Genomic DNA, 15,600 nt, shown 5'->3' on the forward strand with positions numbered 1-15,600 from the left:
ACCTGTGTGCGCAAGTTCGAGTTCCCTGTAGACGTAGCCCACGCGAAGTCGGTCAACGAGACGTTCACCGAGCTTCGCCGGTTGCGGGCATCCGCAGCTCTCACCGCGGTGTTCCTGATCGCGCTGGGAGCGTGGTTCATCTGGATCGCGGCCCCGTGGTCGTACATCCTCGGCGTGGTGTTCCTGATCGGCGCGGCCACCTCGCTCTGGGTGATGCTGTGGGCGCCCCGAAAGATGGGTTCCATCGAATCGCAATATGCTGCAGGCGATCTGGTACCGGCGGTGGTGGCCGAGAAGCTACCGAGTGGAGCAATACTGCTGGCCCTGGTCGATATCGCGAAGCCGGAGGTCGACGAGCCGCACTTCGTGTTGATCACCCGCGTCGTGCGGTCGCTCCCCGGCCACGCCGTCGAGCGGGGCGCACAGGTGCCCGCGGTGTCGGTTCTCGCGGACCGTGGCCGAAACACCGGCGGTCGAACGTGGCAGTTGGCCTCGGCGATGCCCATCGCATGGGGAACCACCGATCCGGCAGTCATCACACGCGCCGTCGAGGAGATCACCGAGGGTGAGTGGGCGTTGCTGCACGCCAACATCGGCCTGTCGGAGAAGGTCCGCACGGCCAAGAACCAACAGTTGCTCATCGATCCTGCGGATCTTCCCGACGACCTGCGCTAGAGCCTGCAGCAACGACCTAAGCCAGTGCGGCGATCACTTCCCGCTCGAAGAGTTCGATGCCGGAGCGGTCGTAGGCCGCTTCGGGGAAATAGAAGATGCCGTACGTCATCCCTTGGTCCTGCAGCGCCGTCAGGTTTTCGACGATCTGCTCAGGAGTTCCCACTGCGGGCATGCCGCGGTACGCATCGAGTGCGCTGTGCGCCTTCTCGGCACCCACGTACTCGGTCAGGCGAGCTTCGAGGGCGCGCAGTCTGTCTTCCACCTCGGCCTCGGTCGCGCCGATGGCGACGTTGTAGTTCGCCGAACGGACGATGGCATCGAAATCGGTACCCACGGTCGCGCAATGCTCGCGCAGCAGAGCAGATTTCGTGGCGAATCCGGTGGGGGTTCCGTCGAAGTTGGTGTAGTTCGCGTACTTCGCGGCGATCTTCAGAGTCACCTTCTCGCCGCCGCCCGCGATCCACAGCGGAATGCCTCCCTCCTGCAACGGTAAGGGTCGCACCACGGCACCGTCGATCTCGTAGTACTTGCCGTCGAGGAACACCTCTCCGGCCGTCCATGCCTGCTTGAAGATCTGCACACCCTCGTCGAGCCTGCCCAATCGTTCTCCGGCAGAGGGGAACCCGTAGCCGTAGGCGCGGAACTCGTGCTCGTGCCAGCCGCCTCCGATGCCCATCTCGACGCGGCCGCCGGAGATGATGTCGACGGTGGCAGCAACTTTGGCGAGGTAGGCCGGGTTGCGGTACGCCATCGCCGTGCACATCTGTCCCAGCCTGATGCGTGACGTGGATGCGGCCAAGGCGGACATCAGCGACCAGGCCTCGTGCGTCGCCTCGTCGGTCGCGGTCGGAACGGTGTGGAAGTGGTCGTAGACCCACAGAGATTCCCACGGACCGGCCTCGGCGGCGAGCGCGTGATCGCGCATCGCACTCCAGTGCCGGGCAGGGTCGATACCGACGAGATCGAGACGCCACCCCTGTGGCACGAACAATCCGAATCGCATGACAGGCACAGTACAGACGCAGGGCGAAGGACCGGTTCCGGTCTGTGAACTACGCTGCAGGAATGTCCGAGTTGTTCCCCTCGCGCACAGTGGCACGGTTGCGCCCGTTCGCATCGACGATCTTCGCCGAGATGACCGCTCTCGCCGTCGAGAAGAATGCCGTCAACCTCGGGCAGGGCTTCCCCGACACCGACGGCCCACCGGCCATGCTCGAGGCCGCGCGTGAGGCCATCGCCAGCGGCCTCAACCAGTACTCCCCCGGCCCCGGCATGCCGGTGCTGCGCGCTGCCATCGCCGACGACAGGGCGGCCAGATTCGGTCAGAGCTACGACCCCGATTCTCAGATACTCGTCACCGTCGGTGCCACCGAGGCGATCTCGGCGTCCCTCCTCGGTCTGATCGAGCCAGGCGACGACGTCCTGCTGATCGAGCCGTTCTACGACTCCTACGCGGCCGCCGTCGCTCTGGCCGGTGCCACCAGGACCGCCGTGTCACTCGTCGCCGACGGCAACGGGTGGACCGTCGACACCGACGCCCTCGAACGCGCCGTCGGGCCCCGAACACGCATGCTGATCGTCAATTCCCCGCACAACCCCACCGGCACGGTCTTCGACCGCGACACCATGATCCGCATCGCCGACATCGCGGTGGCACACGATCTGTTGGTCCTCACCGACGAGGTCTACGAACACCTCGTTTTCGACGGCCGCGTGCACACCCCGATCGCGACACTGCCCGGAATGTTCGAGCGCACCGTCACCGTGTCGAGTGCCGCGAAGACCTTCAATGCCACCGGATGGAAGACGGGCTGGGCGCTCGGCCCTTCCCGATTGATCGACGCCGTCCGCGCCGCCAAACAGTTCATGAGCTTCGTGGGCGGCACTCCGTTCCAGCCGGCCGTGGCCTACGCATTGGAGCACGAGCAGGCGTGGATATCGGCGATGCGCGACGGCCTGCAACGCAAACGAGACACGCTCTCGGACGCTCTCGCCGCCGCGGGAGCGGATGTGAAGTACAGCGCAGGAACGTATTTCGTCTGTGCCGACATCGCACCGATCGGGCGCGGTGACGCCTACGAGTTCTGCCGTGCCCTACCGGATCTGGTGGGCGTCGCCGCCGTTCCGGTCACGGCGTTCGTGGACGAGCCGGCTCCCTGGAAATCGTTGGTGCGCTTCGCTTTCTGCAAACAGGACGAGGTACTCGCCGACGCGGCCGAGAGGCTACGGAAGTTGTGACTCCGCAACCGACGATCCCGGCGTACTTCGTGAGGCAGGCCGTCGACCTCGCGACGAAGAGCGGAGTGGACCTGACCTACCCGCTGTCGATGGCCGGCATCGGAGCCACCATCCTCGACAATCCGACGGAGCGTCTGACCACTCGGCAGGTCACCGCGTTCACCCAGGCCGTCTGGACGATGACCGGCGACGAACTGTTCGGTCTCGCCGCAGTACCGGTGCGCCGCGGGAGCTTTCGCGTGGTGTGCCAGACACTCATACACACCGAGAACCTGTGGGCTGCACTGATTCGAATGTCCGAGACCATGCGGGTACTGATACCGGTGCGCCCCATGACGATCGATCGAACCGAAGAATCCACGGTCTTGACCGTGCACGTCACCCCCACTACCCATCTGAGCCCGGAAGGCAACCAACTCGCCGAGCGGCTGCTGACCGACTTCCTGTTGATTCTGTTGCACCGATTCGCAGCGTGGCTCATCGGTAGCCGGGTCAAGCTCCTGTCGGTGCAACTGCCCTACGCGCTGCCGGGACCCGAGGCGGGAAAGATGTACGACGCCATCTTCGGAACCCACGTGGAGTTCGGAAGCGAGCTCGCCACACTGGAATTCGACAGCGCGGTGATGCGGGCACCGATCGTGCAGACCGAGGCGAGTCTGGCGGAGTATCTCGCGGAGTCGCCCAATCTGCTGTTCTCGTCCCGGGATTACGACAGCACTGCGTCGAGCCAGGTTCGCCGCGCCCTGGAAACGGGATTCAAAGGTGGCGCACCGGGAACCGACGAGATCGCGGCAATGCTGAACATCAGCCCACCGCACCTGCGACGAATCCTTCGGCAGGAGGGCACCTCCATCAACCAACTGCGCGAAGAGGTGCTGCGCGACGCAGCGATCTCCGGACTCAGCCGCGGAGACAGCGTCGACGACATCTCTGCCCGGTTGGGCTTCTCCGAGCCCAGCGCGTTCCGCCGAGCCTTCAAGCGTTGGACCGGTCAGACCCCCGGCGCATACCGTCTCAGCTGACGCAGAACTCGTTGCCCTCGGGATCGGTCATCGTGATCCAGACACTGGGGCCCTGATGTCCTCGATGCAACACCGACGCACCCCGTGCTTCCAGTTGCGTGACCACCGATTCACGCTCGTCGCCGACGCGGATGTCGAGGTGCAACCGATTCTTCACCGATTTCGGCTCGGCCACCGACTGGAACAGCACCCGTGGGCTGCCGGGTGACTCGGGATCGACGATCGCCGCGCCCGCCTGCCACACCAGAACGCCCTCGAACGTGATCGTGTCCTCTTCGCGGGCATGGCCGGCAGCGACCATCTCACGGATGAAGTCCTCGTTGCTGGGTTCGACCTGCCAGCCCAGAGTCTGCGCCCACCATTTCGCCAGCGCATGCGGGTTCGCACTGTCGACGACGACCTGAAATCGATATCCCATGACGGCACGCTACCGTCGTTCGCTGGAAATGGGAACACACGTTCGATACAGTGGCGGTCATGTCGCTCGCCATGCAGGGCTCGTTGTTCGGTGACGCCGACGGTGGCGTCGGGTCGCTCGAGTCCGTCACCCGTCGCGAACTGACACTCGGGGCGTGGGTGGACGTTCGCCCGGGCTGGTTGGCCGATACCCACCTGTTCGATTCGCTGGTGGACGCCGTCGACTGGCGGGCCGAGCGCAGGCAGATGTACGACCGCGTGGTCGACGTGCCGCGCCTGGTTCGGTTCTACGCCGAGCGCGAGCGGTGGCCCGACGCCGCACTCTACGACGCGCGCGACGCCCTCGACGAGCACTACCGCGCCGAACTCGGTGAATCGTTCGCCACCGCCGGATTGTGCTACTACCGCGACGGATCGGACAGCGTCGCCTGGCACGGCGACAACATCGGCCGCAGCGCCACCGAGGACACGATGGTGGCGATCGTATCGCTCGGCGCCACACGACAACTCATGCTCCGACCGCGCGGCGGCGGAACCTCGCTGAAGTTCACGCTCGGGCACGGCGACCTGGTGGTGATGGGCGGCTCGTGTCAGCGGACCTGGGAGCATGCCGTACCCAAGTCCACCCGCGCGACCGGCCCACGCATCAGCGTGCAGTTCCGACCGCGCGGGGTTCGCTGACACACGACGCGTCAACGCGCGGTCGGGATTCGACGCTCCTCGACCGCTGCCGCAAGTGCGTCCAATTGCGTTGCCGTGGTGTCCCAGTCGAGGCAGGCATCGGTGATCGACTGCCCGTACACCAGATCGTCACGGCGGCCGAGTTCGAGATCCTGACGCCCCGCGACCAGGAAGCTCTCGAGCATCAGACCGACGATGCCGTGTTCGCCTGCCGCGACCCGCGCTGCCACGTCGGTGACCACGTCGACCTGCTTGTTGTGGTCCTTGCGGCTGTTGCCGTGGCTGGCGTCGATGACGACTCTCTCCGGTAGGCCCGACTTTCGCAGTCGCGCAACGGTATCGGCGACCGATTCGGCGTCGTAGTTCGGACCGTCGACGCCGCCGCGCAGAATGACGTGGCAATCCGGGTTTCCGACGGTACGGATCAGAGCCGCCTGACCGTCGAGATCGGTGCCGGGGAAGACGTGGCTCGCGGCGGCAGCGCGGGTGCCGTCGACCGCGACCTGGATGTCGCCCTCGGTGGAGTTCTTGATCCCCACCGGCATCGACAACGCACTGCACAGCTGGCGGTGCACCTGACTCGCCGCCGTTCGCGCACCGATTGCGCCGTAGCTGACCAGGTCTGCGATGTACTGCGGGGTGATCGGGTCGAGGAACTCGCACCCGACCGGTAGACCGAGCGCGGAAATGTCGAGCAGCAGTTGACGTCCCACGCGCAGGCCCGAATTGATGTCGAAGCTGCCGTCGAGGTGCGGATCGTTGATCAAGCCCTTCCACCCGAGCGTCGTCCGCGGCTTCTCGAAGTAGACCCGCATGACGATGTGCAGTCGATCGCCGAGTTCGGACGCCTTGGCCGCGAGGCGTCGGGCGTAGTCGAGTGCAGCGTCGGTGTCGTGCACCGAGCACGGGCCGACCACGACGATCAGTCGATCGTCGCGACCGTCCAGCACGTCGACCACGCCGGCGCGTCCGGTTCTGACGGTGGCCGAGATCGCGTCGTCCACTGCATGGTCGCGGCGCAGCACCGACGGAGCAACCAGCGGACTGATGCTGATGGTCCGCTGATCGTCGAGAGGTGGGGTATCGAGAGAGAGTGTCATGAGAGTGCGTTCCTGTTCCCAGGCCGGCTCCTCATGCTCCACACGCACTTCGAGCCGGTCTGTATCCGGCTCGTGGGGTGGAGGGTCAGCGCATGGCGTCGCTGGCTGACCCACCCGGGGCCGGCCTGCTAAACCAGAAATACGTGCGCTGCATGAAAAGCACCGTAGCAGATTCGTCGCGGATGCATCTATGCTCGTTCCTGCAGTCGGTTCGCCAGGTGTCCATGAGGAGCCCCGAAGTTCGCCACGGCGTCGAAGCGATGCGCAGCAGTTCCGGCGCATCGCGAGAGGGAACCCGGTGAGAATCCGGGACTGTCCCGCAGCGGTATGCAGGAACGACCGCCGTCACCACAAGCACTGAAGAGGCCTCTTCGGGAAGCGACGGCCAGTAGGAGTGGGCTCTTCGTCCACGCGCCCGCGAGTCCGAATACCTGCCGTCTGTGCTGCGCACGCCGTGCGCAGCGGTTCACCGCCTCGCGGAATGGGCGCGTAACCCTGGTACGGCTGCTCGTGGGGCTCTCCGGGATGTGCGCGTCCGAGAAGGCGGTGCACCGTCGATGCAGCAGTCAACTGGAGACAAACCGTGAGTATCGAATTCACTGCCACCGTGCTCGGCTCGGCCCGTATCGGACCGAACCGAGAACTCAAGAAAGCCGTCGAATCCTATTGGGCCGGAAAGCTCGACGCCGTCGGACTCGAATCCGTGGCGCGGACGTTGCGCGAGAGCACCTGGCGAGAACTCGCAGCCGCCGGACTCGATTCCGTTCCGGTGAACACTTTTTCGTACTACGACCACATGCTCGACACAGCAGTGCTACTCGGAGCGCTGCCACCGCGAGTGATGGGACTGGGCACCGAACTGGACCGGTATTTCGCGGCAGCACGCGGGACCGACGCCGTCGCACCGCTCGAAATGACCAAGTGGTTCGACACCAACTACCACTATCTCGTCCCGGAGATCTCCCCCGACACCACCTTCTCCCTGCACTCGGAGAAAGTAGTGGACGATCTGAAGCAGGCTGTTGCGCTGGGCATTTCGGCGCGGCCGGTGATCATCGGACCGATCACGTTCCTGCTCCTGTCCAAGGCGGTCGGCGGCGGCGCACCTCTGCTGGACCGCCTCGACGAGATTCTGCCGCTGTACGGCGAGCTGCTGACGAGACTCGCCCATGCCGGAGCCGAGTGGGTCCAGATCGACGAACCTGCGCTCGTGGCCGATCGCACTCGGAGCGAGATCGACGCCGCGAAGAAGGCCTACGACTTTCTGAGTGCAGTGTCGACGAGGCCTGCCATATTGCTGGCGTCGTACTTCGGTGACCTCGGCGCTGCGCTACCCGTGCTCGCATCGACCGGAGTGGAGGGATTCTCGATCGACCTGACGGTGCCGGGCACCGTCGAGCAGGTTGCCGTGGTACCTGCGCTGGCAGGCAAGCACATCGTCGCGGGCATCATCGACGGTCGCAACATCTGGCGGACGGATCTCGACCGGGCACTTGCAACGTCGGCGAGCCTGCTGGGCAGCGCGAAGAGCCTGGCAGTGTCGAGTTCGTGCTCGCTGCTGCATGTTCCGTACACCCTCGACGGAGAGACCGACATCGTCGATCCGCTCCGGTCGTGGTTGGCGTTCGGTGCCGAGAAGGTTGCCGAGGTGACACTCCTCGCCCGGGCGCTTCGAGACGGGACCGAATCGGTCTCATCCGAGCTCGAGCGGGCCCGCACCGCGCTCGAGAGCCGTCGCACCGATCCGCGCCTGCACGACTCGGTCATCCGAGCACGCATGGAGGCGGGTGTCTCCGTCGACCGAACCCCGGCCGAGGAGCGTCGTCGAGCACAGGCCGAGCGGCTGGACCTGCCGTCGTTGCCGACGACCACCATCGGTTCGTATCCGCAGACCACGCAGATACGACTCGCTCGGGCAGCCCTGCGAACAGGTGAGATCGACGACGCCGAATACGCGTCCCGGATGCAGTCCGAGATCGCCGATGTCGTTGCACTGCAGGAGAAGATCGGGCTCGACGTGCTGGTGCACGGCGAGCCCGAGCGAAACGACATGGTGCAGTACTTCGCCGAACAGCTCAACGGCTTCGCCGCGACGTCCAACGGCTGGGTCCAGTCGTACGGAACTCGGTGTGTTCGGCCGCCGATTCTGTACGGCGACGTCTCGCGTCCCGAACCCATGACCGTCGAGTGGTCGGAGTATGCGCAGTCGCTCACCGACAAGCCTGTCAAGGGAATGCTGACCGGCCCGGTGACGATTCTGGCGTGGTCGTTCGTCCGAGACGATCGACCGCTGGCCGAGTCCGCGGCCCAGATCGCCCTGGCGATCCGGGACGAGACGATCGATCTGGAGGCAGCGGGCATTCGCATCGTCCAGGTGGACGAGCCTGCTCTACGCGAGCTGCTACCGCTGCGTGCGAAAGATACAGCGGCGTATCTGGAATGGGCGGTGCGATCGTTCAAGATCTCGACGTCCGGTGTCGCCGACGACACGCAGATTCACACGCATCTGTGCTACTCGGAGTTCGGTGAGATCATCGACGCGATCGTCGCCCTGGACGCAGACGTGACGTCCATCGAGGCGGCTCGCTCGCACATGGAGGTGCTCGACGACCTGAACTCCGTCGGCTTCGACCTCGGCGTCGGCCCCGGTGTGTACGACATCCACTCACCGCGGGTACCGAGTGTCGAGGAGATCACCGAGTCTCTGCGCGCTGCACTGAAAGCCGTTCCTGCCGAACGACTCTGGGTCAATCCCGACTGCGGACTCAAGACCCGCGGGCCGGCCGAGGTGGAACGGTCACTGACGAACATGGTGCAGGCGGCGGCCGCGCTGCGCTGACCCACGGTGAGCGGAACTTCGACCCCCGCTACGAAGTTCCGCTCACCTCGTTCGCGAGGTACAGGCTAGGCTTACCTGCCTACGCCCGCCCTGTGAAAGAGAACGAAGTGAAACGTCTACTGCTGGCCACCACGATCGCCGCGGTCACCGCACTGACCACCGTTGCCTGTGGCGGCACCGCCGAGCAGACGGCCACGCCTTCCACCAGCACTGAAGCGACCACCGGCGACGCCGTGACGGACGCACCAGGACCGACCGGCATCCCCGACGGCATGGGTTCGGGTGCCGCGGACGGAGTGTTCCCCCGCACGGTCGGCCACTTCGGCGGCTCCACCGAGATCCCCGCCGAACCGAAGAAGATCGTCGTGATCGCCACCGGCCAGCTCGACGCGGCCCTCACTCTGGGCGTCGTACCCACCGGAGTCGCCTACGGCGACGGAGCCGCACTGGTCCCGGACTACATCAGTTTCTCGTTCCCGCAGTACGCGGATCGGATGGACCGGTTCGTCGACGTCGGCAACCGGCAGGAAGTCGACATCGAGGCCATCGCCGCCATCGAACCCGACCTGATCCTGGCGAACAAGGCGGGCTCCGAGGACATCTACTCGACACTGTCGACCATCGCGCCGACCGTACTGACCGAGGGCACCGGAGTGAACTGGAAGCAGGACTTCCTGCTTCTCGCCGACGCGTTGGGCCGTACCGAGCAGGCAGAGACCTTCGTCGACACCTTCACGTCCGACGCTGCGGCACTGGGTAACTCGGTTTCAGGCAGCGGCGGCACACCCACGGTCTCCTTCGTCCGCTTCACCGCCGATCGGGCACGCGTGTTCGGCATCCCGTCGTTCGCGGGATACATCGCCTGGGACGCCGGACTGGCCCGACCGGAAAGCCAGCAATTCGACAAGACCTCGCAGGACTTCAGCGAGGAGGAGATCCAGCTCGCGAACGCCGATTGGGTGTTCGTCTCCAGCCAGGATGCCGAAGCCGATTCGAGCGCCGCGTCGTACACCACCAATCCGCTGTGGACCGGAATGAGCGCGGCCACCGAGAACCACATCGTTCGAGTCGACGACGACCCGTGGTACCTCAACGCAGGCCCGACGGCGGCAACCATCGTGCTCGACGGCCTGAAGGACGCCCTGCAGGGCTGACGCCAGGCGAGTGGTACCTCGAAGCAGACCACGAGGTTCCGCTCACGTCGGACAGATAGGTTGCGCACAACTTAACCGTGTACTACCGTTCTCGAGGTGACCAACGAACTCGCACTCGACCGTCAGGTGTGCTTCGCGCTGTACTCCGCATCGCGGGCTACCACCGCGGTGTATCGCCCGATGCTCGAGGAGCTCGGGGTCACGTACCCGCAGTACCTCGTACTGCTGGTGCTGTGGGAACAGGACGGGCGCGGCGTCAAGGACATCTGCGCCGAACTCGACCTGGACACCGGCACTCTGTCGCCGATGCTCAAGCGGCTCGAAGGCCTCGGATTCATCGAGCGTCGACGACTGAGCACCGACGAACGCCGCGTCGAAATCCACCTCACCGAGACCGGTAGCGCCATGCGCGCGAAGGCACTCGACCTCCCACGCAAGCTGGCCGAGAAGACCGGCATGGGAATCGACGATCTCGTCAAGCTCAAGGAATCGCTCGACGCATTGACGAGCGCTCTGCATCACACCGATTCGCGCACGACAGAAGGAGAATCATGAAGACCATCTACACCGCCGAAGCTCTCGCGACCGGAGAGGGCCGCAACGGCCACGCCCGCACCTCCGACGGACGTCTCGATCTCGACCTCGCCATCCCGGAGGCCATGGGCGGCAGCGGCAACGGCACCAACCCCGAGCAGCTCTTCGCCGCCGGCTATGCCGCCTGCTTCCACTCCGCACTGCAGATGGTGGCGCGCCAGGACAAGGCCGACGTCACCGATTCGGCCGTCGGCGCTCGCGTCGACATCGGACCCAACGACGCTGGCGGCTTCCAGCTCGCCGTCACCCTCGAGGTGACGCTGCCGAACCTGAGCCGCGAGGACGCGCAGGCCCTGGCCGACAAGGCCCACCAGGTCTGCCCGTACTCCAACGCCACCCGCGGCAACATCGACGTCACCGTCACCGTCACCGAAGACGAGTAAGAGGAAACACCATGAAGGCACACGAAATTCACCTCGCGTCCCGCCCAGAAGGCTGGCCGACCGAAGACAACTTTCGCGCGGAGGTCGTCGAACTCCCCGAACTCGCGGACGGGCAGATCCTCGTCCGCAACATCGTGATGTCGGTCGATCCGTACATGCGTGGTCGGATGAACGACGTGAAGTCGTACGTCCCGCCGTTCCAGATCGACGCCCCGCTCGACGGCGGTGCCGTCGGCGAGATCGTCGAGTCCAAGGCCGAGGGTTTCGCCGTCGGCGACGCCGTTCTGCACGGTAAGGGCTGGCGAGATCTCGCCGTCGTTCCGGCGAAGGGTGCGAGCAAGGTCGACCTGTCCGCCGCGAAGGCGTCTGCATACCTCAGTGCGCTCGGAATGACCGGCACGACGGCGTACGCAGGCCTCACCGAGGTCGCCTCGTTCAAGGAGGGCGACGTCGTGTTCGTGTCCGGCGCTGCCGGCGCAGTCGGGTCGCTCGTCGGACAGATCGCCAAGGCGCTCGGCGCATCTCGGGTCATCGGCAGTGCCGGATCTCCGGCGAAGGTCGCTCGCCTGCTCGAGCTCGGTTTCGACGCGGCATTCGATTACCACGACGGCCCGGTCGCCCAGCAGCTCCGCAAGGCGGCACCGGACGGCATCGACGTGTACTTCGACAACGTCGGCGGCGAGCATCTCGAAGCCGCCATCGGTTCGATGAACAAGTACGGCCGAATTGCCATGTGCGGAGCCATCGCTCAGTACAACTCCACCGAGCCGACGCCCGCACCGCGCAATCTCGCTCTGGCCATCGGCAAGGAGCTGACGCTCAAGGGATTCATCGTCGGTTCGTACGCGCACCTCACCGAGGAATTCCGCGCGAAGATGACCCAGTGGTCGGACAGCGGCGCAATCGAATTCGACGAGACAGTCGTCGACGGTCTCGACAACGCTCCCTCTGCGTTCATCGGACTGATGAAGGGCGAGAACACCGGCAAGATGGTCGTCACCATCTGAGTCGGACCCGAAAGGTTCTACCGCAGTCCACACCCCGGTCGGGAATTCCGACCGGGGTGTTTCCATGTTCCACCGATTAGAGTCGATGCATGCCCGCCGCTCCCCTGCCGTTGCGCGACGGCCTCGACCCCACTCGGGTACGGATGCCCGACACCTCGAGCGGGATCACCGTGCTCGACCATCTGCGCGCCCGGTTCCCCCAGGACGCGGCCAGGCTGACCGAGAAGGTCGCGGGCGGCGAGATCGTCGACGCGGCAGGCGCACCCATCGATTCGACGACGGTCGCGAGACCACGCGCGGACATCTATCTCTACCGAGACCCACCGGTGGAGCCGACGGTGCCGTTCTCCCTCGACGTCCTGCATCGCGACGAGAACCTACTGGTGGTCGACAAGCCGCATTTTCTGGCCACCACTCCGCGCGGTGCCTACGTCGCGCGGTCTGCCCTCGTCCTGCTCCGACGCCGGTTCGACCTGCCCGAGCTCAGCCCGGCGCACCGTCTGGACAGGCTCACCGCCGGGGTTCTGGTGTTCACCGTGCGACAGCAGGCCCGCCGGCCGTACCAGGAGCTGTTCGCTCAACGCACGATCACCAAGCAGTACGACGCGATCGCTCCACTCGCCCGGGACCTCGAACTCCCGTTGACGGTACGCAGCCGAATCATCAAGGAGCGCGGCGTTCTCCAGGCCCGCGAGGTACCCGGCGAGCCCAACGCCGAGACACTCGTCGAGCTCGTGGACACGCTCGGAGCCCACGGCCTGTATCGATTGCATCCTCGAACCGGCAAGACTCATCAACTTCGAGTTCACCTGTGCTCGTTGGGGATTCCGATCGTCGGGGACAATTTCTACCCCGAGTTCCGAGATGTCGCCGGCGACGACTACTCCGACCCGCTCCGCTTGCTGGCACGCTCGATCGAATTCGTCGATCCGCTCAGCGGCCTGGTTCGACGGTTCGAGAGCAATCGGAGTCTGAATCCACCTGCTTCACAGCAGATTCGGCCGTGATATCGGCGATCTCGGCGGTACGGACTGTGATGCGATGTGAGATGACTGCGAGTGCGAACAGTCCGATTGCGACGTTCACCAGCGCGGCGAATCCTTCCTGAGCGAAGTCCACGAGCGCGTTGAGCAGAGTGAATATCAACGCGGACACGCGGAGTGTGCGCAGGGGCCAGAGCGGGCCCCGAGTGCGCAACCACAGCATCGCCGGTAGCGCCGTGGCGAAGGTGAGGCAGGCACTGACGAACAGGATCCCGCTTGCGATCCCCATTCCGTCGATGTCGATCGTCAGGTCGCGCCGATCGATGTGCAGCTCCCCGATGACGAGTTCGACGATCCCGAACACCACCCCGGCCCCGGAGATCAGAACCAACCCCCAGCCGACGACGGGAATCCACCGGGCGCTGGTGAAGAAGGCGGGAATCAGCCGGGGAACAGCGTTCCGCAGCGAGTGGGTACGCGACGTCGACAGACGACAGCGACCGAGCAACAGTCTGATTCCGGCCACGGTGTCCGCGTCGGCACCCTCCGCCTCGGCCCGCGTGACCATCCGTAGCGCCCAGTCGCGTCGATGCTCGGGGAGGCCGTGCGCGACGCCGTCTGCGGCGATGGCAGCCGCGTTGGCCAGCGATTCGTCGACCGAGGGGCGGCGGAACTCCCGGACGATCCTGCTGAACACCAACAGCAGGACCACCAGGACGTACATGATCTCCGACGAGGGTCCGTAGAAGTAGTCGTTGTCCTTGGTGACGAATTTGCCGACTTCGTCGAGGAACAGCCCGAATCCGATCCCACCGAGCAGCACGGTGAACACTCGAACGCCGAACCCGATGAACATCCACCCGATCAGCAGCGCGAACATCATCGCCGCTCCGCCGTACAGGGCGTGAGCGATGTGGAGCGACTTACCACCCACCTGGGGGTAGTGGGTCAACTCCAGGTACGCCCTGGTGATCAGAATCGTCGCAATGGCGACGACCATGAACGCCTCGGATGCGGGACTTCCGTAGGCATCGCGGATCATGCCTCGGCGATGTGTGGTCCCCGAACGACCGGTCATCGATCGAGTATGTGCCGTCTGCCGTCGTTCACGGGCGGTTTTCGCACGTCACTGTTTCCTTGGTTGACAAATTCGGTTGCCGAAACTGCAATAGTGGCATGGACGAATCGAACACGAGTCTGGACGAGGTCATCGCAGGCCTCGGTCCCCGCCTCAAGCGCATCAGGATGGAGAAGAACACCACCCTCGCATCGCTGTCCGACACCACCGGAATTTCGATCAGCACACTGTCGAGACTCGAGTCCGGTGACCGCAAGCCCAGCCTCGAGTTGCTCTGGCCCATCGCTCGCGCCCATCAGATGAAACTCGACGATCTGGTGACTGCGCCGCCCGTAGCGGACCCTCGGGTGCGCACCACGGCCACCGTTCGCGAGCACGTGACGATCCTTCCCCTGACGCTGCGTCCTGGCGGCCTGCAGGCATACAAACTTCTGGTCCGACCCGAGGACTCCGAGCCTCGCCCAAGAACGCACGAAGGGTACGAGTGGCTGTACGTGCTGGACGGCACCCTTCGCCTCATTCTCGGCGAGCACGATCTGACGATGAAGGCCGGTGAGGCAGCCGAATTCGACACTCGTGTGCCGCACTGGTTCGGTGCCGTCGGAAACCGGCCCGTCGAGCTTCTGAGCCTGTTCGGACCCCAGGGCGAGCGTATGCACGTGCGGGCGAAACCGACGGTATGAAATGTCATGTCCGTGTGAGACAGTGAAGCCCGCTCGACGCCAGGATCCACTTCGGTCATCCGCACCGACCACAACATCTCGAGGAAAAAGATGACCGACAGACTGCCCGAATCGCCTGCATCTCGTACACACGTGGACATCGCAACCGGAGTGCTCATCGGGATCCACGGTGGATCCGTCGCCGACGCCATCGACGAGCTGTTCACGACCGCGCGAAATCACCGGGTCAGTCTGTTCGAGCTCTCGCGCACGCTCATCACCGTCGCGGAGGGCCGCGACATCGAGCGATCGTCGGCCACCGATGCGGTGTACGAGGTGTGGGGCTCGGCGCTCGGCCGTCGGGGCGCAGAGGCGACCTTCGGCTTGGTCACCGATTCCGCAGCTGTCTGATCCAGCCGAGGGCTAGCCCCGAACGGATGGATCGCTGCGCAGCTCCGGAAAGCGCGCCGTCATCGCATCGACGTGTCGGTACATTTCGTAGAGCTCGGTCCGAAGCGTCGACGCCTCGGACTCGAACGCTCGGGCCTTGGATTCGGCGCGATCCGCGCGAGCTCGAAATGCCTTGGATTGGGCCCGCTCGATGGATGCCGAACATGTCTCGATGTGTTCGGCGAGTCCTCTCGCGAACACCCTCGCCTGCTCGAGGTTGACGGCATAGTTGTCGTCTCGCGGAGCCGGTGACGGCGCGCCGTTCGCTGTGCCCATGAAAACTCGTCACCCTCGATCGTCGGCCGGAATTTCTTTCG

The 15,600-nt window shown here is 65.1% G+C and carries 17 protein-coding genes and 1 riboswitch; of the genes, 12 read left to right on the forward strand and 5 right to left on the reverse strand.

The window, feature by feature from the left end; genetic code table 11:
• The first annotated feature begins 6 nt into the window (after window positions 1-6).
• The gene (locus tag CH295_RS03750) at window positions 7-675 is read left to right on the forward strand and encodes a DUF3239 domain-containing protein (RefSeq protein ID WP_037187429.1); all 669 of its coding nucleotides are present in this window, start codon (window positions 7-9) and stop codon (window positions 673-675) included.
• Window positions 676-691: 16 nt separating this feature from the next.
• Here CH295_RS03750 and CH295_RS03755 read toward each other — a convergent pair whose 3' ends face one another.
• Window positions 692-1,678, reverse strand: coding sequence for an LLM class F420-dependent oxidoreductase (locus tag CH295_RS03755; RefSeq protein ID WP_094633033.1), 987 nt, complete (start codon window positions 1,676-1,678; stop codon window positions 692-694).
• A gap of 62 nt (window positions 1,679-1,740) precedes the next feature.
• On the opposite strand from CH295_RS03755, the gene CH295_RS03760 reads away from it, so the two are divergent.
• The gene (locus CH295_RS03760) at window positions 1,741-2,913 is read left to right on the forward strand and encodes a pyridoxal phosphate-dependent aminotransferase (RefSeq protein WP_094739829.1); all 1,173 of its coding nucleotides are present in this window, start codon (window positions 1,741-1,743) and stop codon (window positions 2,911-2,913) included.
• A complete protein-coding gene (locus CH295_RS03765) occupies window positions 2,910-3,935 on the forward strand; it encodes an AraC family transcriptional regulator (protein ID WP_094739830.1) in 1,026 nt (341 codons plus the stop codon). Before CH295_RS03760 ends, CH295_RS03765 begins: the two co-directional genes overlap by 4 nt.
• Here the strand turns inward: CH295_RS03765 and CH295_RS03770 are convergent.
• The gene (locus CH295_RS03770; RefSeq protein ID WP_037187439.1) at window positions 3,928-4,353 is read right to left on the reverse strand and encodes a VOC family protein; all 426 of its coding nucleotides are present in this window, start codon (window positions 4,351-4,353) and stop codon (window positions 3,928-3,930) included. The genes CH295_RS03765 and CH295_RS03770 overlap by 8 nt on opposite strands.
• A gap of 59 nt (window positions 4,354-4,412) precedes the next feature.
• Between CH295_RS03770 and CH295_RS03775 the strand changes: the two genes are divergently transcribed.
• Window positions 4,413-5,033, forward strand: a complete 621-nt coding sequence (locus tag CH295_RS03775; RefSeq protein WP_037187441.1) for an alpha-ketoglutarate-dependent dioxygenase AlkB — start codon at window positions 4,413-4,415, stop codon at window positions 5,031-5,033.
• A gap of 11 nt (window positions 5,034-5,044) precedes the next feature.
• On the opposite strand, the gene CH295_RS03780 is transcribed toward CH295_RS03775, so the two are convergent.
• Window positions 5,045-6,133 carry a 3-deoxy-7-phosphoheptulonate synthase gene (locus tag CH295_RS03780; RefSeq protein WP_094739908.1) on the reverse strand — a complete coding sequence of 363 codons (1,089 nt, stop codon included), beginning with the start codon at window positions 6,131-6,133 and terminating at the stop codon, window positions 5,045-5,047.
• Window positions 6,134-6,390: 257 nt separating this feature from the next.
• A riboswitch (cobalamin riboswitch) is annotated at window positions 6,391-6,586 on the forward strand.
• Between the two features lie 130 nt (window positions 6,587-6,716).
• Here CH295_RS03780 and metE point away from each other — a divergent pair.
• The 6 genes from metE to CH295_RS03810 all read left to right on the forward strand — a co-directional run bounded on the left by metE (window position 6,717) and on the right by CH295_RS03810 (window position 13,117).
• On the forward strand, window positions 6,717-8,972 hold the full coding sequence (gene metE, locus CH295_RS03785) for a 5-methyltetrahydropteroyltriglutamate--homocysteine S-methyltransferase (protein WP_094739831.1): 2,256 nt from the start codon (window positions 6,717-6,719) through the stop codon (window positions 8,970-8,972).
• 107 nt (window positions 8,973-9,079) lie between these two features.
• A complete protein-coding gene (locus tag CH295_RS03790; RefSeq protein ID WP_094739832.1) occupies window positions 9,080-10,126 on the forward strand; it encodes an ABC transporter substrate-binding protein in 1,047 nt (348 codons plus the stop codon).
• Between the two features lie 96 nt (window positions 10,127-10,222).
• Window positions 10,223-10,681, forward strand: a complete 459-nt coding sequence (locus tag CH295_RS03795; protein WP_037187447.1) for a MarR family winged helix-turn-helix transcriptional regulator — start codon at window positions 10,223-10,225, stop codon at window positions 10,679-10,681.
• Window positions 10,678-11,103 carry an organic hydroperoxide resistance protein gene (locus CH295_RS03800; protein WP_037187450.1) on the forward strand — a complete coding sequence of 142 codons (426 nt, stop codon included), beginning with the start codon at window positions 10,678-10,680 and terminating at the stop codon, window positions 11,101-11,103. Before CH295_RS03795 ends, CH295_RS03800 begins: the two co-directional genes overlap by 4 nt.
• An 11-nt stretch (window positions 11,104-11,114) precedes the next feature.
• Window positions 11,115-12,110: an NADP-dependent oxidoreductase gene (locus CH295_RS03805; RefSeq protein WP_094739833.1), complete on the forward strand. Its 996-nt coding sequence runs from the start codon at window positions 11,115-11,117 to the stop codon at window positions 12,108-12,110.
• 89 nt (window positions 12,111-12,199) lie between these two features.
• Window positions 12,200-13,117, forward strand: a complete 918-nt coding sequence (locus CH295_RS03810) for a pseudouridine synthase (protein WP_094739834.1) — start codon at window positions 12,200-12,202, stop codon at window positions 13,115-13,117.
• Here the strand turns inward: CH295_RS03810 and CH295_RS03815 are convergent.
• Complete coding sequence (locus CH295_RS03815; RefSeq protein ID WP_252341896.1) at window positions 13,044-14,171, reverse strand: hypothetical protein; 1,128 nt, start codon at window positions 14,169-14,171, stop codon at window positions 13,044-13,046. The two genes, CH295_RS03810 and CH295_RS03815, sit on opposite strands and share 74 nt — an antisense overlap.
• A gap of 98 nt (window positions 14,172-14,269) precedes the next feature.
• Between CH295_RS03815 and CH295_RS03820 the strand changes: the two genes are divergently transcribed.
• Both CH295_RS03820 and CH295_RS03825 read left to right on the forward strand, forming a co-directional pair.
• Window positions 14,270-14,854, forward strand: coding sequence for a helix-turn-helix domain-containing protein (locus tag CH295_RS03820; protein WP_037187456.1), 585 nt, complete (start codon window positions 14,270-14,272; stop codon window positions 14,852-14,854).
• Window positions 14,855-14,944: 90 nt separating this feature from the next.
• On the forward strand, window positions 14,945-15,244 hold the full coding sequence (locus CH295_RS03825; RefSeq protein WP_037187457.1) for an ANTAR domain-containing protein: 300 nt from the start codon (window positions 14,945-14,947) through the stop codon (window positions 15,242-15,244).
• 12 nt (window positions 15,245-15,256) lie between these two features.
• Here CH295_RS03825 and CH295_RS28075 read toward each other — a convergent pair whose 3' ends face one another.
• Window positions 15,257-15,559 (reverse strand): hypothetical protein, encoded by a 303-nt coding sequence (locus CH295_RS28075; protein ID WP_037187459.1) that lies wholly within the window; start codon window positions 15,557-15,559, stop codon window positions 15,257-15,259.
• Window positions 15,560-15,600: the final 41 nt, after the last annotated feature.

Source organism: Rhodococcus sp. 14-2483-1-2 (assembly GCF_002259405.1).
In the GTDB taxonomy this organism is placed as follows: Bacteria; Actinomycetota; Actinomycetes; order Mycobacteriales; family Mycobacteriaceae; genus Rhodococcoides.